22 protein-coding genes are annotated in these 22,714 nt (G+C 71.2%); 7 read left to right on the top strand and 15 right to left on the bottom strand.

Annotated elements, in window-relative coordinates; all coding sequences use genetic code 11:
- Positions 1-69 precede the first annotated feature (69 nt).
- Positions 70-726 carry a putative glycolipid-binding domain-containing protein gene (locus ACSNN8_RS14530; RefSeq protein WP_436649705.1) on the top strand — a complete coding sequence of 219 codons (657 nt, stop codon included), beginning with the start codon at positions 70-72 and terminating at the stop codon, positions 724-726.
- Positions 727-755: 29 nt separating this feature from the next.
- Here ACSNN8_RS14530 and ACSNN8_RS14525 read toward each other — a convergent pair whose 3' ends face one another.
- Positions 756-1,205: an Lrp/AsnC family transcriptional regulator gene (locus ACSNN8_RS14525; protein ID WP_436649704.1), complete on the bottom strand. Its 450-nt coding sequence runs from the start codon at positions 1,203-1,205 to the stop codon at positions 756-758.
- 213 nt (positions 1,206-1,418) lie between these two features.
- On the opposite strand from ACSNN8_RS14525, the gene ACSNN8_RS14520 reads away from it, so the two are divergent.
- Complete coding sequence (locus tag ACSNN8_RS14520; RefSeq protein WP_436649703.1) at positions 1,419-1,694, top strand: BldC family transcriptional regulator; 276 nt, start codon at positions 1,419-1,421, stop codon at positions 1,692-1,694.
- On the opposite strand, the gene ACSNN8_RS14515 is transcribed toward ACSNN8_RS14520, so the two are convergent.
- From ACSNN8_RS14515 to ACSNN8_RS14495, 5 genes are all read right to left on the bottom strand, one after another.
- On the bottom strand, positions 1,667-2,305 hold the full coding sequence (locus ACSNN8_RS14515; RefSeq protein WP_436649702.1) for a UbiX family flavin prenyltransferase: 639 nt from the start codon (positions 2,303-2,305) through the stop codon (positions 1,667-1,669). The genes ACSNN8_RS14520 and ACSNN8_RS14515 overlap by 28 nt on opposite strands.
- Positions 2,306-2,325: 20 nt before the next feature.
- Positions 2,326-3,369: a hypothetical protein gene (locus tag ACSNN8_RS14510; protein WP_436649701.1), complete on the bottom strand. Its 1,044-nt coding sequence runs from the start codon at positions 3,367-3,369 to the stop codon at positions 2,326-2,328.
- Positions 3,366-3,881 carry a SigE family RNA polymerase sigma factor gene (locus ACSNN8_RS14505; RefSeq protein WP_436649700.1) on the bottom strand — a complete coding sequence of 172 codons (516 nt, stop codon included), beginning with the start codon at positions 3,879-3,881 and terminating at the stop codon, positions 3,366-3,368. The genes ACSNN8_RS14510 and ACSNN8_RS14505 overlap by 4 nt, the downstream gene beginning before the upstream one ends.
- A 75-nt stretch (positions 3,882-3,956) precedes the next feature.
- Positions 3,957-4,853, bottom strand: a complete 897-nt coding sequence (gene mqnP, locus ACSNN8_RS14500; RefSeq protein ID WP_436649699.1) for a menaquinone biosynthesis prenyltransferase MqnP — start codon at positions 4,851-4,853, stop codon at positions 3,957-3,959.
- Positions 4,850-6,310 (bottom strand): menaquinone biosynthesis decarboxylase, encoded by a 1,461-nt coding sequence (locus ACSNN8_RS14495; protein WP_436649698.1) that lies wholly within the window; start codon positions 6,308-6,310, stop codon positions 4,850-4,852. Before ACSNN8_RS14495 ends, mqnP begins: the two co-directional genes overlap by 4 nt.
- 114 nt (positions 6,311-6,424) lie before the next feature.
- On the opposite strand from ACSNN8_RS14495, the gene ACSNN8_RS14490 reads away from it, so the two are divergent.
- Positions 6,425-7,357 carry a hypothetical protein gene (locus ACSNN8_RS14490; protein ID WP_436649697.1) on the top strand — a complete coding sequence of 311 codons (933 nt, stop codon included), beginning with the start codon at positions 6,425-6,427 and terminating at the stop codon, positions 7,355-7,357.
- A gap of 3 nt (positions 7,358-7,360) precedes the next feature.
- Here ACSNN8_RS14490 and ccsB read toward each other — a convergent pair whose 3' ends face one another.
- The 6 genes from ccsB to hemL are packed head-to-tail and all read right to left on the bottom strand — an operon-like array spanning position 7,361 to position 13,328.
- The gene (gene ccsB / locus ACSNN8_RS14485) at positions 7,361-8,341 is read right to left on the bottom strand and encodes a c-type cytochrome biogenesis protein CcsB (RefSeq protein WP_436649696.1); all 981 of its coding nucleotides are present in this window, start codon (positions 8,339-8,341) and stop codon (positions 7,361-7,363) included.
- Positions 8,341-9,960: a cytochrome c biogenesis protein ResB gene (gene resB / locus ACSNN8_RS14480; protein WP_436649695.1), complete on the bottom strand. Its 1,620-nt coding sequence runs from the start codon at positions 9,958-9,960 to the stop codon at positions 8,341-8,343. Before resB ends, ccsB begins: the two co-directional genes overlap by 1 nt.
- The gene (locus tag ACSNN8_RS14475; RefSeq protein ID WP_436649694.1) at positions 9,957-10,769 is read right to left on the bottom strand and encodes a cytochrome c biogenesis CcdA family protein; all 813 of its coding nucleotides are present in this window, start codon (positions 10,767-10,769) and stop codon (positions 9,957-9,959) included. Before ACSNN8_RS14475 ends, resB begins: the two co-directional genes overlap by 4 nt.
- Complete coding sequence (locus ACSNN8_RS14470) at positions 10,769-11,326, bottom strand: TlpA disulfide reductase family protein (protein WP_436649693.1); 558 nt, start codon at positions 11,324-11,326, stop codon at positions 10,769-10,771. The genes ACSNN8_RS14475 and ACSNN8_RS14470 overlap by 1 nt, the downstream gene beginning before the upstream one ends.
- Before the next feature lie 2 nt (positions 11,327-11,328).
- Positions 11,329-11,985 (bottom strand): histidine phosphatase family protein, encoded by a 657-nt coding sequence (locus ACSNN8_RS14465; protein ID WP_436649692.1) that lies wholly within the window; start codon positions 11,983-11,985, stop codon positions 11,329-11,331.
- A complete protein-coding gene (gene hemL / locus ACSNN8_RS14460; protein WP_436649691.1) occupies positions 11,982-13,328 on the bottom strand; it encodes a glutamate-1-semialdehyde 2,1-aminomutase in 1,347 nt (448 codons plus the stop codon). Before hemL ends, ACSNN8_RS14465 begins: the two co-directional genes overlap by 4 nt.
- 146 nt (positions 13,329-13,474) lie before the next feature.
- Here hemL and ACSNN8_RS14455 point away from each other — a divergent pair, with 146 nt between their 5' ends.
- The 3 genes from ACSNN8_RS14455 to ACSNN8_RS14445 are packed head-to-tail and all read left to right on the top strand — an operon-like array spanning position 13,475 to position 14,565.
- Positions 13,475-13,801 carry an STAS domain-containing protein gene (locus ACSNN8_RS14455; protein WP_436649690.1) on the top strand — a complete coding sequence of 109 codons (327 nt, stop codon included), beginning with the start codon at positions 13,475-13,477 and terminating at the stop codon, positions 13,799-13,801.
- 60 nt (positions 13,802-13,861) lie between these two features.
- Positions 13,862-14,245: a MerR family transcriptional regulator gene (locus ACSNN8_RS14450; protein WP_436649689.1), complete on the top strand. Its 384-nt coding sequence runs from the start codon at positions 13,862-13,864 to the stop codon at positions 14,243-14,245.
- On the top strand, positions 14,218-14,565 hold the full coding sequence (locus ACSNN8_RS14445; protein ID WP_436649688.1) for a thioredoxin family protein: 348 nt from the start codon (positions 14,218-14,220) through the stop codon (positions 14,563-14,565). The genes ACSNN8_RS14450 and ACSNN8_RS14445 overlap by 28 nt, the downstream gene beginning before the upstream one ends.
- Here the strand turns inward: ACSNN8_RS14445 and ACSNN8_RS14440 are convergent.
- Positions 14,562-15,110, bottom strand: coding sequence for a response regulator (locus tag ACSNN8_RS14440; protein WP_436650721.1), 549 nt, complete (start codon positions 15,108-15,110; stop codon positions 14,562-14,564). The two genes, ACSNN8_RS14445 and ACSNN8_RS14440, sit on opposite strands and share 4 nt — an antisense overlap.
- 22 nt (positions 15,111-15,132) lie before the next feature.
- Positions 15,133-19,536, bottom strand: coding sequence for a HAMP domain-containing protein (locus ACSNN8_RS14435; RefSeq protein WP_436649687.1), 4,404 nt, complete (start codon positions 19,534-19,536; stop codon positions 15,133-15,135).
- Between the two features lie 113 nt (positions 19,537-19,649).
- On the opposite strand from ACSNN8_RS14435, the gene ACSNN8_RS14430 reads away from it, so the two are divergent.
- Complete coding sequence (locus ACSNN8_RS14430) at positions 19,650-21,686, top strand: SpoIIE family protein phosphatase (RefSeq protein WP_436649686.1); 2,037 nt, start codon at positions 19,650-19,652, stop codon at positions 21,684-21,686.
- Here the strand turns inward: ACSNN8_RS14430 and ACSNN8_RS14425 are convergent.
- On the bottom strand, positions 21,683-22,711 hold the full coding sequence (locus ACSNN8_RS14425) for an aldo/keto reductase (protein WP_436649685.1): 1,029 nt from the start codon (positions 22,709-22,711) through the stop codon (positions 21,683-21,685). The two genes, ACSNN8_RS14430 and ACSNN8_RS14425, sit on opposite strands and share 4 nt — an antisense overlap.
- Between the last annotated feature and the right edge of the window lie 3 nt (positions 22,712-22,714).

Below are 22,714 nucleotides of genomic sequence, written 5' to 3'. Positions count from 1 at the left end.
CGCCCGGCGCTGCTCGCAGTGCCGGGCGATCGGCTTTTGCGGGCAGGCGCGACCGGGTACACAGGAGGGATGTCGCTGCTGCCCGCCTCCCTGTTCTGGCACCGCACGGACACCGCCGGCTCCGAGCACGCCCTGATCAACGCCTCGAAGGGCCTCTATGCCCGCGGCACGGCGCTGGCCATCGACCCGATCCCCTACACCTGCCGCTACGAGCTGAGCACCGATCCCGGCTGGACGACCGCGCACCTCGACGTGTCGGCCGAGGGCGCCGGCTGGGCCCGCAGCGTGCGGCTGGAGCTGGCCGCGGGCCGCTGGCGGGCGACCACCTCGGAGCAGGGCGACCTCGACGCGGTGCTCACCGCCGCCGGGCACGCCGGGGCGGGCCTGCCGGGCACGGAGGACCCCGACCTGCTCTACGGCGCCTTCGACGTCGACCTGGGCGGCTCCCCGCTGACCAGCACGCTGCCGATCCGCCGCCTCGGGCTGCACCGGCCGGCGGCCGCGGACACCGGCGTCGCGCACCGGCTCAGCGTCGCCTGGGTGCTGCCGCCGAGCCTCGAGGTGGTGCAGGCCGACCAGATCTACACCGTGCTGGGCGAGGGCCGCGTGCGCTACGCGAGCGAGACGTTCAGCGCCGACCTCACCATCGACGAGGACGGCTTCGTGATCGACTATCCGGGCCTGGCGGAGCGGTCTGGTGATCCACACCCCAAGCGCGCCGATTGAGCGGCGCAGCGGGCTTGTGAGGGGCCGCGTCAGGCCACGCCGGGCTGCGGCCGGTTCTCCCATTTCGTCGACAGGGCGATGGCCGTACGGGTGGAGGCGACTCCCGGCGTGCGGTTGATGCGCACGATGAGCTGTTCGAGCTCGGCGATCGTGCCGACCCGTACGGTCAATTGGTAGGACTCCACGCCCGCCATGAAATAGCAGCTCTCCACCTCGGGCATCGCCCGCACGGCGGCGAGCACGTCGTCGGTGTCGGCGCCCGAGTCCTCGATGATGCCGATGAGCGCGGTGACGCCCAGCCCCAGCGCCTCGTGGTCGACCTCGGCGCGGTAGCCACGGATCGTGCCGGCCGCCTCGAGCTTGCCGACCCGCTCGTGCACGGCCGGCGCGGACAGCCCGACCTGCCGGGCGAGTTCGGCGTACGACGAGCGGGCGTTCTCCCGTAGCAGCTCGATCAGCCGGAGGTCGATGGAGTCCATGGTGATGACCCTAAACGGGTGGCAGATCACCACTCACGCCCGGTAGCGGCGAATGGGCGGCAGGATAACGATCACTGTCGCAATTAGGGCTTTTTCCGCATTCCAGGGACTCGGTTCCGGGGCGATGCTCTAATGGCTTTACGTCCCGATCGAGCACGCCGACACTCACCGTGATCACGGCCGCTCCAATAAGACCGACGCGAGGAGGGGGCTGTGGACACTGGAGATCGTCTGCTGACGCCAGGCGAGGTGGCCGCGCTGTTCCGCGTCGACCCGAAGACGGTCACGCGCTGGGCCGCCGCCGGGCGTATCGGCAGCATCCGTACTCCGGGTGGCCACCGCCGGTTCCGCGAGTCCGAGGTCCGCGCGTTGCTGGAAGGCGACGGCGTGGTCGAGGAGATGCGCGAGGACGACGCCGCCAACCGGCCCCGCAACTCCGGCCCGGCCAACCCCGGCATGGGTTACGGCCCGCCCAACGGGTTGCGCTGAGCGTTCAGCTCGCCCTTCCACCGGGTCAGCAGCGTGTGCTCCACGCCGAGCGCGTCCAGCGCCTTGCCCGCCACGAAATCGACGAGTTGCTGCGCCGTCGCCTGCGCTCCGGAGCCGTAGAAACCCGGGCTGGCGGGCAGGACGACGGCCCCGGCGTCGTGCAGGGCGATGAGGTGCTCGAGGTGACTGCGCGTGACCGGCGTCTCGCGCGGAACGATCACCGTACGCCGGCGCTCCTTGAGGTTCACCTCGGCCGCGCGCTGCAGCAGGTCCTTGGACAGGCCGATCGCGATGCCCGCGCACGCGGCCGTGCTGGCCGGCACCACGATCATCCCCTTGGCCGGGTAGGACCCGCTGCTCGGCCCGGCCGCGAGGTCGCCCGCGGGCCAGTAGGACAGGTCGCCCAGGTCGCGCCCGAGCCAGGAGCCGACGTCCTCCTTCCAGTGCGCGTCGCGGACGGACGCGCCGGTCTCGTCGAGGATCGTCAACCGGGCCGCCCGTGAGATCACCAGGTCGACCGACTCGCCGGCGTCGAGCAGCGCGGTGAGCACCGCCCGGGCATAGGGCGTGCCCGAGGCACCCGAGACACCGACGACCCAGGGTTCACGCATGCCTCAAGTGTGCCCTGTGGTCACTTCAGAGGTTGCGCCGTTGCGGGGAATGCCTCACCGACCGGCCGCCACGCGGACGGGTCGGCGACGTCGGCGACGGTGACACCGCCGAGGATTCGCAGCACCTGCGCTCTGGTCAGATAGTCACCGCCGCTGACCTGGACGAAGCGATCGGCCGCCACCCGCCGCACGCACAGCTCGAACCCGGCGGTCCGCTTGCAGACGGGCTGATCGGTCGCGGGCCTCAGCGCTGTCCTGTCCCGCGGAAGCAGCTGGAGGCCGATGAAGCCCCGCGGGGCGTGGGTGGCGGGCGGGACGAGGGGGTCGCTGTAGTCCGGCTCCCCCAGCCGCATCCTGATCTCGTCGTCGAGCTGGAAGTACGCGTACGCCTGGACCGCGTCCGCGCTTGCCTGCACCAGGTGATAGCTCTGCGGCAGGAACGACGTGCTCAACGGAGTGCGCACCGCGCGCGGCGGAGCAAGGGAGAAGCCCTCCGCGACCATCCGCATGTCCGCCGGCGACATCTTGCCGGACGTTCGCACGGAGGCGAGGGCGCCGTCCGCGTACTCCCAGACGAGATCCACGATGTTCGGCTGATCGGTGCCGCGGCGGACGTACGCGGGTCGTCCGTTCACCGGGTCGGTGTCGGTTCTCTCGAAGTTGCTCACCGTGCTGCCGTACGGGTCCACGCCCGGGTGCAGGACGTCGAGCACGCCCACCGGCACGCCGTCCCGCTCGATCACCGTGGTCTCCCCGTCCAGCCGCCAAGTCTCCGGGTCGAGCACCCGGAACGGGCCCGCGGTGTATCCGGTGAACGTGTGCTCCGCCACCGACGGGCTGCCCGCCGACGGCACGGGCGCCGGCACGACTGCCGGCTCGCTCGCTCGCCGGGTGAGGGTCTGCGGCACCCCGATCGCGGCGACCACAGCCACCACGGCCACAGCCCCCCACCCGGCGTTGCGCAGCCGCTTGCGGCGGCGCCCCGCGGCGACGAAGTCGTCGACGGTGTAGCGAGCCGGCGGCGCGTCGTCGCGTACGGTCTCCAGCAGGTCAGACAGCTTCATGACCGGGCCTCCGTCCGCTCGTCCAGGCGCAGGTCCACGCCGAGGACCCGGCGCAGTCGTTCGAGACCGCGGGACGTGTACGCCTTGACGGTCCCCTCCGGGCAGCGCAGCGCCGCCGCCGTCTCGGGCACGCTGAGCCCCTCCAGGAAGCGCAGCACCAGCACCGCCCGGTGCTTGGGCGACACCTGCAGCAGCGCCCGGCGCAGGTGCACGCGATCGTCGGCGTTCGGGATCTCGTCCGGCGCCGCGAGCTCGGGCATCGCGTGGCCGTGCGACTGCTCGCGCCGCCACCACGGCCGCCGTGTCTCGTCGATCGCCGCGCGGACCACGGCCGTACGGGCGTACGCGTCCGGTTTGTCGACCCGGCCCCACTTCACGTAGAGCCGGGCGAGCGCCGAGAGGACCGCGTCCTCGGCCACCTGCCAGTCCCCGCACGTGAGGTACGCGAGCCCGCGCAGCGACTCCATCTGCGCGCCGACGAACTCGCGGAACTCGGCCTCGTGGTTGCTCACGCGGGTTAGACGGAGATCGCTGCGTGAACGGTTACAGCTTTTCCGGCACCCGCGGCCGCGCCGGTGCGGGGCGGGTCACAGCAGGACGAGGTCGAGCAGCGCGAAGACGAACAGGGCGATGCCGACGAAGCCGTTCGCGGTGAAGAACGCGCGGTTGACCTTGGAGAGGTCGGTGGGGGTGACGACGATGTGCTGGTAGGCGAAGGCGGCCGCGGTCAGGGCCAGGCCCACCCACCACAGCCAGCCGAGCCCGGCGAGCTGGCCGAACCAGACGAACAGCGCGAACGTCACCACGTGGGTGGCCGTGGAGATGTGCAACGCCGTACGGACGCCGAAGCGGGCCGGGGTGGAGTGCACGCCGATGCTGCGGTCGACCTCGACGTCCTGGCAGGCGTAGATGATGTCGAAGCCGCCGATCCACAGGCCGACCGCGACGCCGAGCAACCAGGCGGGGCCGGAGCCGTCGAACGTGCCGGTGATGCCCAGCCAGGCGCCGACGGGGGCGACCGCCTGGGCCAGCGCGAGCACGTAGTGCGGGAAGTTGGTGAACCGCTTCGCGTACGGATAGATCACCAGCGGGATCACGGCGAGCGGGAACAGCACCAGGCACAGCCAGTTGAGCAGGCCGGCCGCGAGCGCCATGACGACCAGCGAGACGGCGGCGCCGGTCCACGCCGTCCGCAGCGAGACGGCGCCCGTGACGAGCTCACGGTTCCGCGTCCGCGGGTTGAGCGCGTCGATCTTGCGGTCGAGGATGCGGTTGGCCGCCATGGCGAAGGTGCGGCCCGACACCATGGCGACGGTGATCAGCAGCAGGTCGACCCAGTGGATGCCCGTGCCGAGCCGGTCCAGCGCGACGGCCGCGGACAGATAGGCGAACGGGAGCGCGAACACCGAGTGCTCGATGGCGACCAGCCGCAGGAACGCCTTGACCCGGCCCGGTTTCTCGGGGACCGCCGCGAGCGCCGTCATATGCCGTACTCCTTCCAGCGCTTGTCCACCAGGCTGACCACCTCGGGGGACATCGCCATCTCCTCGGGCCAGCCTCTCGAGTAGCCCTCGCCGGGCAGCTTACGGGTGGCGTCGATGCCCGCCTTGCCGCCCCAGAACTGCTGGTAGGACGCGTGGTCGAGGTGGTCGACGGGCCCCTCGGTGAGCAGCAGGTCGCGGCTGTAGTCGACGTTGCCGAACGCGCGGAACGCCACCTCGTTGTAGTCGTGGACGTTGCAGTCCTCGTCGACGACCACGATCAGCTTGGTCATCGCCAGCGAGTGGGCGCCCCAGACCGCGTTCATGACCTTCTGCGCGTGCTTGGGGTAGCGCTTGCGGATCGAGATGATCGCGCAGTTGTGGAAGACGCCGGCCGAGGGCAGGTCGTAGTCGACGATGTCGGGGATCAGGATTTTGATCAGCGGCAGGAAGATGCGCTCGGTGGCCTTGCCGAGGCCGTGGTCCTCCTGCGGCGGCTGCGACGTGATGATCGAGTGGTAGATCGGTTTCTTGCGCATGGTCATGCACTCGATGTGGAGCACCGGGAACGGCTCGACCGGGGTGTAGAAGCCGGTGTGGTCGCCGAACGGGCCCTCGGGCAGCCGCTCGCCGGGCTCGAGGTAGCCCTCGAGGACGATCTGGGCCTGGGCCGGCACCTGGAGCGGCACGGTGAGGCAGTCGACCATCTCGACCCGCTCGCCCCGCAGGAAGCCGGCGAACAGGTACTCGTCGATGTCGGACGGCAGCGGCGCGGACGCCGAATAGCTGACCACCGGGTCGCAGCCGATCGCGATGGCCACCGGCAGCCGCTGCCCGAGGCGCTCGGCCACCGCGTGGTGGGCGGTCGAGTCCTTGTGGATCTGCCAGTGCATGCCCAGCGTGTTCCGGGAGTGCTGCTGCAGCCGGTAGAGGCCCAGGTTGCGCTTGCCGGTCTCCGGGTGCTTGGTGTGGGTGAGCCCGAAGTTGTGGTAGATGCCCCCGTCTCCGGGCCAGATCTGCAGCCCGGGCAGCAGATCGAGGTCGACCTCGTCGCCCTTGAGCACCACCTCCTGGCAGGGCGCCGACTTGACCTTGCGCGGCGGCAGCGACTTGAGCTGGAGCACCTTGCCGAGGCCCTCGCGGATGCCGGACCAGCCGACCGGCAGCTCCGGCTTGGTCAGCGCGCCGATACGGTCGCCCACCTCGTCCAGGTGGTCGACCCCCAGCGCCATGGCCATGCGCTTCTCGGTGCCGAACAAGTTGATCGCCAGGGGCATCGAGCCGCGGGTGGGCCGCTCGAAAAGCAGCGCCGGGCCGCCGGCCCGCACGGTGCGCGTCACCACCTCGCTGATCTCCAGGGTCGGGTCGACCGGGACGGTGATCCGTCGCAGCTCACCCGCCGCCTCGAGAGCGCCGAGGAAGCTCTGCAGATCTTCATAGGGAAACCCACGAGACGCCATGGCCATAAGTCTCGCTCACCTGACCGACAGTTCCGAACGCAGGCGATCACCGTCACTCACGATGTCCGATTCGCGTTGAGTGGTCGATTGGTCCATGGCGCAGGCGAGGTGCAGGTGAAGATCCGCAACGCGGCGCTCTGGTGCGCCCTGGCCGGCGTGATCGCCGCGCCGACCGTGGCCGCCCCGGCCGTTTCCGCAGGCCCGCGATCGGAGAACACGTCCGCGCGGAGCGGCCGGCTGCCGGCCTGCCCGCCGGCCCGCGCCTCGACGCGGGCGCCGAGCGAGCCGGCCGGACCGGCGAGCGAGGGGGCGTGCCGGGCTGCGGGCCACGTCCTCGAGTCGGGCGTGCGGTTCGCCCGCCGCGGCGAGCAGGGCTTCACCCCGAGCGGCTATCACCACCTGGGCGCCAACACGGGCGGCGAGTGGTCCGGCGTCTCGGGACGGATGTCGGTGGTCGACGGGTCGATCCGGCCCCGGTCGTACGACTTCGTGGCCGGCCGGTTCATGGCCAAGCGCGCCCAGGGCCGCGGCGCCATCGCCTGGCTCGAGGCGGGCTGGGCCGAGACCGGCTGGGCGGCACCCGGCCGCCAGCAGGTCTACACGTTCAACACCAACACCAAGACCTGGCAGTTCTACGAGCAGTACCCGCTGCGGCCCGGCGAGAAGGTGTGGATCGACCTGCACGCCGACTCGGGCGGGACGTGGAGCGCCTGGCTGTGGTGGGGCGACCGGTGGAACCTGCTCACCGCCCAGCGGCTGCCGCTCGGCCAGACCGCGACCGTCGAGCAGTACGTGGAGGTGCACGTGGACTCCGGCTCGCCCGGGCTGGTCGACGTGCCGCCGGTGATGGTCGACAACGTGCGGCTGCGCCCGCCCGGCGGCGGCGAGGCCCGCTTCTGGCGCGAGGACGTGTTCACGCTGACCGGCACCGACCCGGCGCAGCGCCGGCTGGGCGGCGGCTTCTGCCTCGACTGGCTGACCCGGTACGACACGTGGACGGCCGGCGACTGCGGCAGGCCCCGATCGGCGGCGCCGGCGCCGGGCTGAGCGTCAGCCGGCGTTCGCGTACGAGTGCAGGCCCTCGAAGAACAGGTTGACGCCGAACAGGTTCATCAGCATGGTCACGAAGCCCACCAGCGCGATCCAGGTGGCCACCGTGCGCTTCACGCTGGGCGTGGCCCGGGCGTGCAAGTAGCCGGCGTAGACGATCCACGAGATGAACGCCCACACCTCCTTGGGGTCCCAGCCCCAGTAACGGCCCCACGACGCCTCGGCCCAGATCGGTCCCGCGATCAGCGCGCCAAAGGTGAACAGCGGGAACGCGAACGCGTGCAGCCGGAACGTGAGCCGCTCGAGGGCCACCGCCTCGGGCACGCGCTTGCCCAGCGTGTAGGGGAAGCTGCGCTTGCCCCGGTCGTACCCGTCGCGGATCAGGTACATGGCGGCCGGCACCGCGCCGATCAGGAAGATGCCCGAGCCGATGATGATCGTCGACACGTGGATGACGAACCAGTACGAGTGCAGCGCCGGCACCAGCGGCCCCACCGGGGTGTACGCGATCATGCTGGCCGCGCCGAGCATGACGACCAGCGCCAGCGAGGCGAAGAGCCCCAGGTGCCGTACGGCCGGGCGGGCCAGCACGACGCCGATCCACACCGCCGAGGCGATGAACGTGGTCGACAGGATGTACTCGTACATGTTGCCCCACGGCATCCGGTCGGCCGCGATGCCGCGGGTGACCAGGCCGCCGAGGTGCAGCAGCGCGGCGAGCAGGTTGACGCCGACCGCGATGCGCCCGATCAGCTCGCCGCGGTCGCGCCGGGCCGGCCGGTTCTCGGCCACCGGCGCCGAGACGACGTCGTCGGGCACCGGGCCGCCCGCGCCGACCAGCTGCTTCGCCTCCGCCGGGCGGACCGCGGCGCGGCCGATGCGGCTGCGCTTGCCGAACGCGTACTCCCCGGCGTAGCAGACCATCGCGATCAGGTAGGCCAGGACGGCGGCCGCCATCAACTGGTTCGACAACTCCGCCATCAGGTTTTCCCTTCCTCGGCGGCCTTCACAAGCTGCTTGAACTCCTCGGCGAAACCGGGATAGTCGGTACGCGGCAGTCCACCGGCCGCCACCAACGTACCGCCGGGGGCGTCCCCCGACCCGGCGAGGGCGGCATTCGGCCGGACCCGGAACCACACCCGCCGCCGGCGCCCGGACAGCGAGAACATCAGCCCGATGAGCCCGGCCACCGCTCCGGCCAGCACGAGCAGCTGCGTCGGGTCGTGCCGGATCGAGAGCGTGGCGAACGGGCGGGTGCCGACGAACTCCAGCTTGGTGCCGTCGTCGAGCGTCCAGGTGTCGCCGAGCTTGAGCGCGTGCGGACGGGCGCCGCTGATCTTCTTGAGGTCGCCGCTCGCGATCTGGCCCGCATCGAGCGAGTAGACCGAGCCCGGCGTGCCCACGTCGAGGCCGAGGTCGCCGCGGTACGCGCTGAGGTAGAGCACCGGGTTGTTCTCGGCCGGGAACGCCGACCGCGCGCCGCCGTCGCTGGGCGAGGTCGGCAGGTACAGCCCCTCGAAGCCCATCTGCAGCGTCGGGTCGCGCTTGTCGGTCTTCGGGTCGATGTTGACGTCGGGGAACTGGGCGACGCCCTCGCTGGTCTGCATGGCATCGATCGGCAGGAACGGCACGACCTTGGTCTGCGCGACCCCGTAGCGGTCGGTGAACTTGAGCACCGGCGCGTATCCGTGCCCGAGCAGGTAGACGTTCGCCCCGTCGAGCCGCAGCGGGTCGTTGACCGTGAACTTGCGGGTCTCGGCGGGCCCGTTGTCCTCGCTGACCTGCACGGTCGCGGAGAACGTCCTGGGCTGGCCGGTGCTCTGGAACGTGGCGTCGAAGTCGCTGAGCTTGATGCAGAAGTTCGGCAGGTCGCCCGGCCCGACGCGGGGGCCGAGCGTCGAGTCGTCGTACTGCGTGAGGGTGTTGCAGAAGCCCTGGTCGGCGCCGCCCACCAGGATCCGGTTGGCGTGCCAGCCGTACCAGTGCCCGAAGCCCACCCCGAGCAGCACGGCGATCAGGGCCGAGTGGAAGAGCAGGTTGCCGGTCTCCTTGAGGGTGCCCTTCTCGGCCGAGACCGTCCACGAGCCGTCGGCGTGCTCGCGCACCTTGGTGCGGAACCGGCCGCGGCGCAGGCCGCTCGCGATGTCGCGGGCCACCCCGGCCGGCTCGCCGGCGCGCGCCCACGGCTCGGCGTGCTGCGGGAGGCGCTCGAGGCGTTTCGGGGCGTCCGGCGGGGGCTGGCGCAGCGCGCGCAGGTGGTCGGCGATCCGCGGCACGATGCAGCCGATCAGCGACGTGAACAGCAGCAGGTAGATCGAGGCGAACCACGGCGACGCGTACACGTCGAAGCCGCCGAGCCGTTCCAGCCACGGCGCGAGCTGCGGGTGCGCCCGGTAGTACTGCGTCACGCGCTCGGCGTTGACCGCGCGCTGCGGGAAGACCGAGCCGGGGATCGCCGCGATCGCCAGCAGGAACAGCAGGACCAGGGCCGTACGCATGCTGGTGAGCTGGCGCCACGAGTTGCGCAGCAGCGCCCACAGCCGGTTGGTGCGGCGCGGTGGCGGAGCGGCCGGAGCCCGGCGTTCCTCGGTGATCGTCACAGCAGGGTCTCCCCTCCGAAGTCGAAGGTGACCTTGAGCCACACCAGGAAGTGGTCCCACCCGCCGGTGACCAGCGCGAGCCCGACCAGGATCAGCAGCACGCCGCCGACGCGGGTGACCCAGCGGCTGTTGCGGCGCACCGCGCGGAAGACGCCGAGCAGCTTGCGGAAGAAGAGGCCGAACAGCACGAACGGGATGCCGAGACCGAGGCTGTACGCCACCGCGAGGATCACGGCCCGGCTGGTCTCCCCGCTGGTCGACGCGAGCAGCATGACCGCCCCGAGGGTCGGGCCGACGCACGGGATCCAGGAGAACGCGAAGATCGCCCCGAACACAGGCGCGCCCAGCAGGCCGGCGGCGGGCAGCCGGGTGATGCGGGCCTCGCGCTGCAGGCCGGGGATCCAGCCCAGGTACGCCACCCCGAGCCCGATGATCAGCACGCCGAGCACGATGTTGAGCACGTCCTGGTGGCGCACCAGGAAGGTCAGGTTGGCGACCGCCGTGGTGAGCAGCGTGAACACGACCATGAAGCCGAGCACGAACAGGCTGGTGCCGGCGAGCACGCGGCCCTTGCCGGCCAGGCGGCTCTGCGGCCTGGCCAGCGTCTGCACGCTTCCGCCGCCGACCGGCGCCTTGTCGGCGCCGGCGTCCAGGTCGGAGCCGGCCAGGCCGGTCACGTAGGACAGGTAGCCCGGCACCAGCGGCAGCACGCACGGCGAGAGGATGCTCACCAGGCCGGCGAGCACGGCGACGCCGATCGCCAGCAGCAGCGGACCGGTGCCGGCGATGGCCGCGAAGCTCTGCCCCATCAGCCGTTCCCCTCCGCGGCCACCCTCTCGACCAGCGGCTGCAGCTGCGTGACCGTGGTGGCCTGGCGCAGCGCGACCGCGATCCGGCCCTGCCGGTCGATGACCAGCGTGGCCGGGGTGGCGACCTGGGTCACGTCGAACTGGAGACCGACCTTGCCGTCGAAGTCGTAGATGCTGGGGTACGTCACCCGGCCGCGCTCGAACTCGCGGGCCGCGTCCTTGTCGTCGCGCGAGTTGACGCCGATGAACGTGACGCCCTTGGCCTTGGTGGCCTGGTACGTCTTCTCGAGGTCGTCGGCCTCGGCCCGGCAGGGGTTGCACCAGGAACCCCAGAAGTTGACCACCACGACCTTGCCGCGGTCCTGGGCCAGGTCGTACTGCCCGCCGTCGAGCAGCTCGCCCTTGACCTCCTTGACCGCCGTGCGCTGGTCGGGCGCGCACTCGACCACGCCGGCGGCGGTGGAGCATTTCTTGGCCCAGTTGTCGTCCCCGCTGCATCCGGCCAGCGCACCGGCCGTCAGTGCGGCGGCGGCCAGGACGGCGGCGAGGCGGCGCATGGTCAAGCTCCCTTGGCGGTCTTGGCTGTCGCGGAGAGCGCCACCAGGTGCGCGGCGGGCTCGGTGTAGTCGATGCCGACGACCCTCGAGTCCTCGAAGCGGAACGAGGTGAGGCTCGCCAGGCCGCACTGGCGGCGGCGGGGGTCGTGCCAGAGACGCTTCTTCTCTATATAACGCCGCAGGGTCCAGATCGGGAGCTGGTGCGAGACGCAGACCGCCTCGTGACCCTCGGCCGCGACCCGGGCGGCCTGCACGGCGGCGAACATCCGCTGGGCGATGACCAGGTAGGCCTCACCCCACGACGGCGTGATCGGGTCGCGCAGCACCCACCAGTGCCGCGGGTTGCTGAACGCGCCGTCGCCGACCGAGACCTTCTTGCCCTCGAAGAAGTTGGCACTCTCGATGAGCCGCGTGTCGGTGGCGATGTCGAGGTCGAACTCGGCGGCGATCGGGACCGCCGTCTCCTGCGCGCGCTCCAGCGGGCTGGCCACCACGTGGGTCACGTCGCGGTCCTTGAGCGCCTCGGCTGCGGCCTTGGCCATCTGGTTGCCGAGCTCGGAGAGGTGGAAGTCCGGCAGGCGGCCGTAGAGGATCTTGTTCGGGTTAAAGACCTCGCCGTGCCGCAGCACGTGCACGGTCGTCCGCGTCGGCTCGCTCACTGTGCTGCTCCCCCCGCTGCCGCCAGCGCCGCATGCGGCAGCGCCTCGGCGATCTGCTCGAGCGCCTGCTCGTCGAGCGCGGCCGAGACGAACCACGACTCGAAGGCGCTCGGCGGCAGGTAGACGCCGCGCGCCAGCATCTCGTGGAAGAACGCCTTGAACGCGCCCGCGTCCTGGGTCTTGGCCGACTCGTAGTCGAACACTTCGGACGCCGTGAAGAAGATCGAGAACATGTTGCCCGCGTACGAGAGCCGGTGCGCGACGCCCGCGGTGCTCAGCGCGTCGGAGGCCAGGGCGCCGACCGTCGCGGAGAGCTCGTCGAGCCGCTTGTAGACCCCGTCGTCGGCGAGCCGCAGCGAGGCGAGCCCGGCCGCGCAGGCCAGCGGGTTCCCGGAGAGCGTGCCCGCCTGGTAGACCGGGCCGGCCGGGGCGAGCCGAGACATGATCTCGCGACGGCCGCCGAACGCCGCAGCGGGCAGTCCACCGCCCATGACCTTGCCGTACGTGAACAGGTCGGCGTCGACCGGGTCGAGCCCGGCCCATCCGCCGGCCGAGACGCGGAAGCCGGTCATCACCTCGTCGACGATCAGCAGCGCGCCGGCCGCGTGGGCGATCTCGGCGAGCCGCTGGTTGAAGCCCTCGCGCGGGGCGATCACGCCCATGTTGCCGGCCGCGGCCTCGGTGATCACCGCGGCGATGTCGGCGCCGTCGAGCCGGAACGCCTCCTCGACCGCGGCGAGGTCGTTGTAGGGCAGCACGATCGTCTCGCTCGCGGCCGCGCCGGTCACGCCGGGCGAGTCGGGCAGGCCCAGCGTCGCGACCCCGGAGCCGGCCGCGGCCAGCAGCGCGTCGACGTGGCCGTGGTAGCAGCCGGCGAACTTCACGATCTTGGGACGGCCCGTGTAGCCGCGGGCCAGCCGGATCGCCGACATGGTGGCCTCGGTGCCCGAGTTGACCAGGCGGACCTCGTCGACGGGCGTCCGCCGCACGATCTCCTCGGCCAGGTCGACCTCGCCGGCCGTCGGGGTGCCGAAGCTGGTGCCCCGCGCCGCGGCCGACTGGATCGCCGCGACGACCTCGGGGTGGGCGTGGCCGTGGATCAGCGGGCCCCACGAGCAGACCAGATCGACGTAACGCCGGCCGTCGGCGTCGGTGAGCCACGGGCCCGAGCCCTGGGCCATGAATCGGGGCGTGCCGCCGACCGCTCGGAACGCACGCACGGGTGAATTGACCCCGCCGGGCACGATGACCTTGGCGCGATCGAACAGGGACTGGGAGGCCGGGGCGTCCTCCGGGTAGGGGAGGCCCTCGGCACGGTATGAGGTGGTCACAGCGTCTCCCATTGTGTCAGCGCGGTCCGACAAGAATCTCAAGAGGGTTCCTCACATCACCCCAGGATCATCGACGGCCACATAGGGTGATGTCGGGAAGATCCCCATACGGTCGTGCCCAACGGGCCGAACAAGCGCACAGGCGATAGGCTTGCCGGGTGGAGCGTCCCGAGCTGTCGATCACGGCTGAGCACGCACCCGACGAGGTCGTCTTCCACCTCGCCGGGGAGATCGACGTGCTCACGGTCACGGAGCTGTCGACGCTGGTCAACGAGGCTCTGGCCGATCCGCCGGCCCGCATCGTGCTCGACATGGCCGGGGTGACGTTCTGCGACTCCCAGGGCCTCGGCACGCTGGTGGTGCTCAGCCGCAAGGCCCAGCACGCCCGCGCGGTGCTGGCGCTGACCAACGTCGGCGACTTCCTCATGCGAGTGCTCGACATCACGGGCCTGCGCAGCGCCTTGATGATCAGCAGCACGGCGTAACGGTTGCGTTGACATCGGTGTCAAGGCCTAGCGTCGGGTGACGACGAGGGGGCACCGGAGATGTTGATCGGAGAATTGGCCTCGCGCGCCGGCACGAGCACCCGCACGCTGCGCTATTACGAGCAGCACGGGCTCGTGCAGGCCGGCCGGGACGCGAACGGATACCGCCAGTACGACGACGCCGAGTTGCGGGTCGTGCACGAGATCCGGTCGCTGCTGGCCGCGGGCTTCGGGCTGGACGACATCCGTCCCTTCGTCGCGTGCCTGCGAGCCGGAAATGATCAGGGCCACGTGTGCCCCGACTCGGTCGTCGTGCTGCGCCGCAAGCTGGCCGAAGTGGACGGCTACATCGGGCAGCTCACCGAGATCCGGCAGCAGTTGCGCTCCCAGTTGGAGCAAGCCGTCGAGGAGTTGCCGTGTCCCACCCAGAGCTGCCGAGCCTGACCGACGCCACCATCCGCGAGTACCTGGCCGGTTCCGCCGTCCCCGTCGCCGTGGACGTCTGGGCGCAGTGGTGCCCGCCCTGCGGCCCGATGGCCCGCACGCTCGCCGAGCTGCAGCCGGAGTTCGCGGGGCGGCTGGTCATCGCCACGCTCAACGCGGACGACAACCCGGGAACCGCCCGCGCGCACGGGATCATGTCGCTGCCGACCCTGCTGATCTTCCAGAACGGCTCGGTGACCCAGCGGCTGGTCGGCGCGCGGCCGAAGTCGGTGCTGCGGCAGCTGCTGGCGGGCGTCCTCACCCCGTACGCGAACGTCTAGTTGCCCCAGCGTGCCTTCTCCAGCAGGGCGAGCGCCTCGGCAGCGGCGTCCTCGCCGCCGGAGCGCAGCACCCGGGCCGCCTCGTCGACGGTCTCGGTGAGGCGCTGCCATTGCGCGTCGCGCTCACGCGTCGCGTCGGACTGGACCTTGAGCTGCTGCGTCTTGGTCCACAGGTCGACGAAGATCGACACCTTGGCGCGCAGCACCCAGGGGTCGAACGGCTTGGTCAGGTAGTCCACCGCGCCGACCGCGTAGCCCCGCAGCGCGAGCTGGGCGTCGCGGTCGGCGGCGGTGAGGAACAGGATCGGCACGTGCCGGGTGCGCTCGCGCCGCTTGATGTGGCTCGCCGTCTCGAAGCCGTCCATGTTCGGCATCTGCGCGTCGAGCAGGATGACCGCGAAGTCGTCGGTGAGCAGCTGCTTGAGCGCGGCCTCACCGCTCTCGACCGCCACCGGGGTCACCGGCAGGCCCTGGAGAATCGCCTCCAGGGCCAGCAGGTTGTCCCTGCGATCGTCGACCAGCAGGGCCTTCGCGCGCTCCGCCACCATGATCCTTTCGTTGGGGGCGTCAGCCCCGCTCCGGCTCCGTGGTCTCGGCGTTCACCCAGCGGGCCATCAGCTCGATCAGCTCGTCGAGGTCCACCGGCTTGGTGATGTAGTCGCTGGCCCCGGCCGCGAGCGCCGACTCCCGGTCGCCGGGCATCGCCTTCGCCGTCAGGAAGACTACCGGCAGATCCTGGAAGCGCTGGTTGCGCCGGATGTGCCGGGTGGTCTCGTAGCCGTCCTGGTCGGGCATCATCGCGTCCATCAGCACGATGTCGACCTCGGGGTGCTCGGCCAGCAGGCGTACGCCGTCGACGCCGTTGTCGGAGTACAGGACGTTGAGCCCGTGCATCTCCAGCGCGCTGGTCAGCGCGAAGACGTTGCGCACGTCGTCGTCGATGATCAGCACGGTGGCGCCGTCGAGCTGCCGGCTGGCCGGGCTCACCACGTGGCCCTCGAGCTCGGCGCGCTGGTGCAGCACCGGCAGCTCCATGAGCGGCAAGTCGAGCGGCGCCGGCGCGGGCTGCACCACCACCGTCGTGGACGGCAGCGCGGGCAGGCTCAGCGGCGGAGCCCCGTCGCCGTTGAGCGCGTCGGGCATGTAGAGCGTGAACGTCGAGCCCTCGCCCGGCCGGGACGACACCACGATCGTGCCGCCGAGCAGCGCTGCCAGGTCGCGGCTGATCGACAGGCCCAGGCCGGTGCCGCCGTACTTGCGGGTGGTCGTGCCGTCGGCCTGCTGGAACGGCTCGAAGATGATCGCCAGCTTCTCGTCGCTGATGCCGATGCCCGTGTCGGTGACCGCGAACGCGATCACCTGACGCGCGCCGGCCAGCGCCGGCACGTCGAAGTCCGTCTCCGGCGGTGCGCCGAAGATGCTCAGCGTGACCGAGCCCGTGTCGGTGAACTTGACCGCGTTGGACAGCAGGTTGCGCAGGATCTGCTGGAGCCGCTGCGGGTCGGTGACGATCGACTCGGGCAGGCCCGGCTGGAGCCAGACGCGGAACTCCAGGCCCTTCTCCTCGGCCTGCGGCGCGAACGCCTGCTCGACGTAGCTGCGGACGCCCTCGAACTCGACCTGGTCGGGCTCGACGTCCATCCGGCCGGCCTCGATCTTGGCGAGGTCGAGGATGTCGTCGATCAGCGAGAGCAGGTCGGAGCCCGCGCTGTGAATCGTGCGGGCGAACTCGATCTGCTTCTCGGTCAGGTTGCGCTCGGGGTTGTCGGCGAGCAGCCGGGCGAGCAGCAGCAGCGAGTTCAGCGGCGTGCGCAGCTCGTGGCTCATGTTCGCCAGGAACTCCGACTTGTACGCGCTGGCGCGGCTGAGCTGCTGCGCCTTCTCCTCCAGGCCGCGGCGGGCCTGCTCGATCTCGCGGTTCTTGGTCTCGATGTTCGCCTTCTGGTCGCTGAGCAGCTGCGCCTTGTCCTCCAGCTCGGCGTTGGTGCGCTGCAGCTCGGCCGACTGGTCCTGCATCTCGCGGGCCAGCCGCTGCGACTGGGAGAGCAGTTCCTCCGTACGCCGGTTGGCCTGGATGGTGTTGAGCGCGATGCCGATCGTCGACACCAGCCGCTCGAGGAACGTCAGGTGCAGGCCCGAGAACGCGGCCACCGAGGCGAACTCGATCACGCCGAGCATCTCGCCCTCGAACAGCACGGGCAGCACGACCAGGTCGTTCGGCGGCATCGACATCAGCCCCGAGCGCATGGTCAGGATGCCGTCGTGGGTGGCGCGGACCCGGATCGTGCGGCGCGAGACGGCGGCCTGGCCGACCAGCCCCTCGCCCGGCCCGAAGGTCACCTCGTGGTTGCGGGCGACATAGCCGTACGAGGCGGCCAGGCGCAGCCGCATCACCGCCTGCTCGTTGTCGACCAGGAAGAACGCGCCCAGCTGCGCGTCGACCAGCGGGGTCACCTCGGTCATGATCATGCGGCAGACCTCGCCGAGGTCGCGCTGGCCCTGCAACAGGCCGCCGATGCGGGCCAGGTTCGAGTCGAGCCAGCCCTGCTCGGCGTTCGCCTTGGTCGTCTCGCGCAGCGTGACGATCATCTGGTTGATGTTGTCCTTGAGCTCGGCGACCTCGCCCTGCGCCTCGACCGCGATGCTCTGGGTCAGGTCGCCGCGGGTCACGGCGGTGGACACCTCGGCGATCGCGCGCAGCTGGATGGTCAGCGTCGACGCGAGCTGGTTCACGTTGTCGGTGAGGTCCTGCCACGTACCGGAAACGCCCTTGACCTGCGCCTGACCGCCGAGCTTGCCCTCGACGCCCACCTCGCGGCCGACCCGGGTGACCTCGGTGGCGAAGCTCGAGAGCTGGTCGACCATCGTGTTGACGGTGTCCTTGAGCTCGAGGATCTCGCCGCGGGCGTCGACCGTGATCTTCTGCGACAGGTCGCCCTTCGCCACGGCCGTGGTGACGCTCGCGATGTTGCGCACCTGGGCCGTCAGGTTGGACGCCATGTAGTTCACGTTGTCGGTGAGGTCGCGCCAGGTGCCGGCGACGCCGCGGACCTGGGCCTGACCGCCGAGCTTGCCCTCCGAGCCCACCTCGCGCGCCACGCGGGTGACCTCGTCGGCGAACGACGACAGCTGGTCGACCATCGTGTTCACGGTATTCTTGAGCTCGAGGATCTCGCCCTGCGCGTCGACCGTGATCTTCTGCGACAGGTCGCCCTTCGCCACCGCGGTCGACACCTGCGCGATGTTGCGGACCTGACCGGTCAGGTTCGAGGCCATCGAGTTCACGTTGTCGGTCAGGTCGCGCCACGTGCCCGCGACGCCGCGCACCTGCGCCTGGCCGCCGAGCTTGCCCTCGGTGCCCACCTCGCGCGCCACGCGGGTCACCTCGTCGGCGAAGCTGGAGAGCTGATCGACCATCGTGTTGACGGTCGACTTCAGCTCGAGGATCTCGCCGCGGGCGTCGACCGTGATCTTCTGCGACAGGTCGCCCTTCGCCACGGCCGTGGTGACGCTCGCGATGTTGCGCACCTGGCTCGTCAGGTTGGACGCCATGTAGTTCACGTTGTCGGTCAGGTCGCGCCACGTGCCCGAGATGCCCTTGACCTGCGCCTGACCGCCCAGCTTGCCCTCCGAGCCCACCTCGCGGGCCACGCGCGTGACCTCGTCCGCGAAGCTCGACAGCTGGTCGACCATCGTGTTCATGGTGTTCTTGAGCTCGAGCATCTCGCCGCGGGCGTCGACCGTGATCTTCTGCGACAGGTCGCCCTTGGCCACGGCGGTGGAGACCTGGGAGATGTTGCGGACCTGGTCGGTGAGGTTGGCGGCGAGCTGGTTCACGTTCTCGGTGAGGTCCCGCCAGGTGCCGGAGACGCCGCGGACCTGGGCCTGACCGCCCAGCCGGCCCTCGGTGCCCACCTCGCGCGCCACGCGGGTCACCTCGTCGGCGAAGCTGGAGAGCTGGTCGACCATCGTGTTGACGGTGTCCTTGAGCTCGAGGATCTCGCCCTGCGCGGCCACCGTGATCTTCTGCGACAGGTCGCCCTTGGCCACCGCGGTGGAGACCTGGGCGATGTTGCGCACCTGGCTCGTCAGGTTGGACGCCATCGAGTTCACCGAGTCGGTGAGGTCCTTCCAGGTGCCGGCCACGTTCGGCACCTCGGCCTGACCGCCCAGCTTGCCCTCGGTGCCCACCTCGCGGGCCACCCTCGTCACCTGCTCGGCGAACAGCCGCAGCGTGTCGGTCACGCCGTTCATGGTGTCGGCCAGCTCGGCCACCTCGCCGCGGGCCGAGACCGTGATCTTCTGGGACAGATCGCCGCGGGCCATCGCGGTCGCGACTTGTGAGATCGACCGCACCTGGTGGGTCAGGTTCGACGCCATCGTGTTGACGGAGTCGGTCAGGTCCTTCCAGGTGCCGGCCACCCCGCGTACGTCGGCCTGGCCGCCCAGCTCGCCCTCGGTGCCCACCTCGCGGGCCACCCGGGTGACCTCGTCGGCGAACGACGACAGCTGGTCGACCATCGTGTTGACCGTGCGGCCGATCCGCAGGAACTCACCCCGCAGGGGACGGCCGTCCATCTCCAGCGCCATGTGCTGCGAGAGGTCACCCTCCGCGACGGCCACGATGACCCGGGAGATCTCGGTCGTGGGGCGCCCCAGATCGTCGATCAGGGCGTTCACCGAGCGGACGCTGTCGGCCCAGGCCCCGTCGAGCCCCTCGTCGTCGAGACGCTCCGTGAGCCGGCCGTCGCGGCCGACGATCCGGCTGATGCGGCGCAGGTCGAGATTCTGCCGCTCCTGGAGCGACACGACCTCGTTGAAGGCGTCGGCGACCTCGCCGGCCAGCCCGCTGCGGCGCGGCAGCCGCACCTTGAGATCGCCACGACGAACCCGCCGCAGGGCCTCGGCGAGCTCGCCGAGCACTGCGGTGTCGTCGGGCATGCCGACGTTGGCTTCCTTGACCGCGGTCATGCTGTCCTCACTCGCTGTCCATCCGCCGGGGGGCTCCTATCCTCTCTCGCCCGACCGGGTCAATGCGAGAGACGACTTTGTGCACAGGCCCACCGACAGGAGAGGATGCAGACGTGTCAGTGGCCGATGCGATCTCGGACACCCCGGCGGGTGGGCTGCTCCGGCGCGTCCGGCTGCCCAACGACCGGCGTACCCCGGCGGCTGCGCGCGCCCTCGTGCGCTCGGTCCTCGAGGAGGCTGGGCTGGACGCCCTGCTCAACGAGGCGTTGCTGTTGACGACCGAACTCTCCACCAACGCGGTCGTGCACGCCAACACCGAGCTCGACATCGAGGTGCGCGCCGACCTGACCGGGCTCACGGTCACGGTCACCGACTTCGCGCCCGGCCCGGTCGAGCAGCTCGCGATCGGCCCGCGCAACGAGAGCGTGGACATCGGCGAGGTCGCCGAGCGCGGGCGCGGCCTGCTGCTGGTCGACCACTTCGCGAGCCGCTGGGGCACGGTCCACGAGGGCAGCGGCAAGGGCGTCTGGTTCCGGCTCGAGCGCACTCACACGGGCCAGGTGTCGGCCGTGGTGCCGGCGACGGCCAACACGCCCCGGACGGACACCCCCAACGTCGGCGCGCTCACGGCGCTGCTGCAGGTCAACCCCGAGCGGCACGCCGAGGAGGGCATGGCCGAGTACGCGGCCGACCTGCTCGCCCAGCTGGCCCGGCTGACCGGCGCGGCCGGCGGCGTGGTCCGGCTCGACCGCGGCGACGGCGGCGGGCGCCAGCTGCTGGCCCGGTACGGCCGCGCGCCGCGCGAGGACGCCGACACCATCAAGGTGCCGCTGACCGTGCAGAGGCCGTACGCGGGCGAGCTCGAGCTGGACGCCTCCCCCACGGGATACGCCCAGCCGCTGGCCACGCTGGTCGCCGAACGGTTCTCGCTGCACCTCGAGAACGACCGCCTGCGCCGCACCGACCTGCGGCGGCAGACGTGGCTGACGTTCCTGGCCGAGGCCAGCGAGCTGCTCGCCCAGTCGCTCGACGTCAACCTGACGATGGCGCTGATCCCCCAGCTCGTGGTGCCCCGGCTGGGCCAGTGGTGCGCCGTGCACACCACCGACGCCTGGGGCCGGCTGCAGCTCGCCGCGGCCACCCACGCCGACGAGTCCGCGCTGCCCCAGCTGCACGACGCGCTCGCCGAGACCGGCCCCGACGCGATCCTGGCCCGGCTCGAGGAGGCGTCCCGGCTCGGCACCCAGGTGATGCTGGGCGCGCCGACCGAGGGCTTCGCGGTGCCGCTGGTCGCCCGCGGCACCCGGCTCGGCACGCTCGCCGTGGGCCGCCACCACCGCATCCGGCACGACGCCGACGAGGTCGCCGTGCTCGAGGACGTGGCCCGCCGCGCGGCCCTGGCGATCGACAACGCGCGCATCCACGACGAGCGGCACAAGGTCGCCCGTACGCTCCAGGCCTCGCTGCTGCCGCCCGCGCTGCCCAAGGTCGAGGGCGTCGGCTTCGCCGCGGAGTACGTGCCGACCGGCTCCGAGGTGGGCGGCGACTTCTACGACGTGGTGCCCTCGGGCCCCGACAGCTGGATCGTCGTGGTCGGCGACGTGTCCGGCAAGGGCGTGCAGGCCGCCACGGTGACCGGCCTGGTGCGCGACGTCATCCGCATCCTGGTCGACGACGGCAAGCCGATGGGCGAGATCCTCTGCCGCGTGAACAAGACCCTGGTCCAGCGCGGCGGCGGGCGGTACTGCACGCTCGCGATGGCCCAGGTGACCAGGACCCACGACGGGGTGCTCTCGGTCTGCCTCCACCTGGCCGGCCACGACCGCGCGGTGCTGGTGCACGCCGACGGCAAGTCCTCGTTCGTCGGCGAGGGCGGCACGGCCCTCGGCCTGCTCGAGTCGATCACCTCCCCGGACGCCGAGATCGAGCTCCAGCCGGGCGACTCGCTCATCTTCTACACCGACGGCGTGACCGAACGCCGCCGCGGCCGAGAGCTTTTCGGCACCGCCCGCCTGCGCGACGCTGCCGCGCCCTTGGCCGGCTACCCCGCCGAGGTGATGGCCGCCCGGCTGCGCTCCACGACGATCAACTTCTCCGTCGAGGAGCCGCGGGACGACATCGCCATCCTGGTCCTCCGCAACGACGCCTAGCTCTTCGCCGTGCCGCGCTCGCCGAGCGGGCGGCGGCGCAGCGCCGGGTCGGCCACGGGCGGGGCCACGTACGCCTGGTCGAGCCGGGTGACGTCGGCGCCGGGCGGGACGATCTCATCGATCCGGTCCAGGACGTCGTCGGAGAGCGCCACGTCGACGCCGCCGAGCAGGTCGTCGAGCTGCTCCAGGGTGCGCACGCCGAGCAGAGTGCTGCTCACACCCGGGTGCGCGACGGTGAACGCCATGGCGAGGTGGGTCAGCGGCAGGCCGGCCTCGTCGGCGAGCGGGACCAGCTGTTCGACGACGTCGATGCGGCGCTCGTCGTTGAGGTGCCGGAAGAAGCGAGCGCGGCTCAGGTCGTTCGTTCCGCCCCGGCGCACCCGGCCGGTCAGCATCCCCTGTCCGAGCGGACCCCACACCAGCGTGCCGAGCCCGTAGCGCTGCGCGGCCGGGAGCACGTCGTTCTCGGCACCGCGATTGAGGATCGAGTACGGCAACTGCTCGGTGCGGAAGCGCTCCAGCCCGCGCCGCTCGGCGAGCCACTGGGCATCGACGATGTCGACGGCCGGCGTGTTGGACGAGCCGATCGCCCGCACCTTGCCGGCGCGGATCAGGTCGGTGAGTGCCGAGAGCGTCTCCTCGAGGTCGGTGTCCGGGTCCAGCTTGTGGAGCTGGTAGAGATCGATGTGGTCGGTCCGCAGTCGGCGCAGCGAGTTCTCGACGGCGGTCATGATCCACCGCCGGGAGGCGCCCTGCTGGTTCGGATCGGCGCCGGTGGGCCGGCCGAACTTGGTGGCGAGCACGACGGTGTCGCGCCGCCCCTCGAGTGCCCGGCCGACGACCTCCTCCGAATCGCCGTAGACGTCGGAGGTGTCGATCAGGTTGAGGCCGGCGTCCAGCGCCTTGTGGATCACCTTGACGGACTCGGCCGGATCGGGGTTGCCGACCTGCGTGGCGAACATCAGCGCGCCGAGCGCGTACGGGCTGACCTTGATGCCGGTCCGGCCCAGGGTGCGGTATTGCATGGC

Source organism: Actinoplanes sp. URMC 104 (genome assembly GCF_051386375.1).
Lineage (GTDB): Bacteria > Actinomycetota > Actinomycetes > Mycobacteriales > Micromonosporaceae > Actinoplanes.
Note: the sequence above shows the minus strand (reverse complement) of the source record. Positions and strands in the feature narration are given on the sequence as shown.

Excerpts from the sequence above, each read along its gene's own strand:
- ACSNN8_RS14530 (WP_436649705.1), top strand. The coding sequence starts at position 70 with ATGTCGCTGCTGCCCGCCTCCCTGTTCTGGCACCGCACGGACACCGCC.
- ACSNN8_RS14525 (WP_436649704.1), bottom strand. The coding sequence starts at position 1,205 with ATGGACTCCATCGACCTCCGGCTGATCGAGCTGCTACGGGAGAACGCC.
- ACSNN8_RS14515 (WP_436649702.1), bottom strand. The coding sequence starts at position 2,305 with ATGCGTGAACCCTGGGTCGTCGGTGTCTCGGGTGCCTCGGGCACGCCC.
- ACSNN8_RS14510 (WP_436649701.1), bottom strand. The coding sequence starts at position 3,369 with ATGAAGCTGTCTGACCTGCTGGAGACCGTACGCGACGACGCGCCGCCG.
- mqnP (WP_436649699.1), bottom strand. The coding sequence starts at position 4,853 with ATGACGGCGCTCGCGGCGGTCCCCGAGAAACCGGGCCGGGTCAAGGCG.
- ACSNN8_RS14495 (WP_436649698.1), bottom strand. The coding sequence starts at position 6,310 with ATGGCGTCTCGTGGGTTTCCCTATGAAGATCTGCAGAGCTTCCTCGGC.
- ccsB (WP_436649696.1), bottom strand. The coding sequence starts at position 8,341 with ATGGCGGAGTTGTCGAACCAGTTGATGGCGGCCGCCGTCCTGGCCTAC.
- ACSNN8_RS14475 (WP_436649694.1), bottom strand. The coding sequence starts at position 10,769 with ATGGGGCAGAGCTTCGCGGCCATCGCCGGCACCGGTCCGCTGCTGCTG.
- ACSNN8_RS14470 (WP_436649693.1), bottom strand. The coding sequence starts at position 11,326 with ATGCGCCGCCTCGCCGCCGTCCTGGCCGCCGCCGCACTGACGGCCGGT.
- hemL (WP_436649691.1), bottom strand. The coding sequence starts at position 13,328 with ATGGGAGACGCTGTGACCACCTCATACCGTGCCGAGGGCCTCCCCTAC.
- ACSNN8_RS14450 (WP_436649689.1), top strand. The coding sequence starts at position 13,862 with ATGTTGATCGGAGAATTGGCCTCGCGCGCCGGCACGAGCACCCGCACG.
- ACSNN8_RS14435 (WP_436649687.1), bottom strand. The coding sequence starts at position 19,536 with ATGACCGCGGTCAAGGAAGCCAACGTCGGCATGCCCGACGACACCGCA.
- ACSNN8_RS14425 (WP_436649685.1), bottom strand. The coding sequence starts at position 22,711 with ATGCAATACCGCACCCTGGGCCGGACCGGCATCAAGGTCAGCCCGTAC.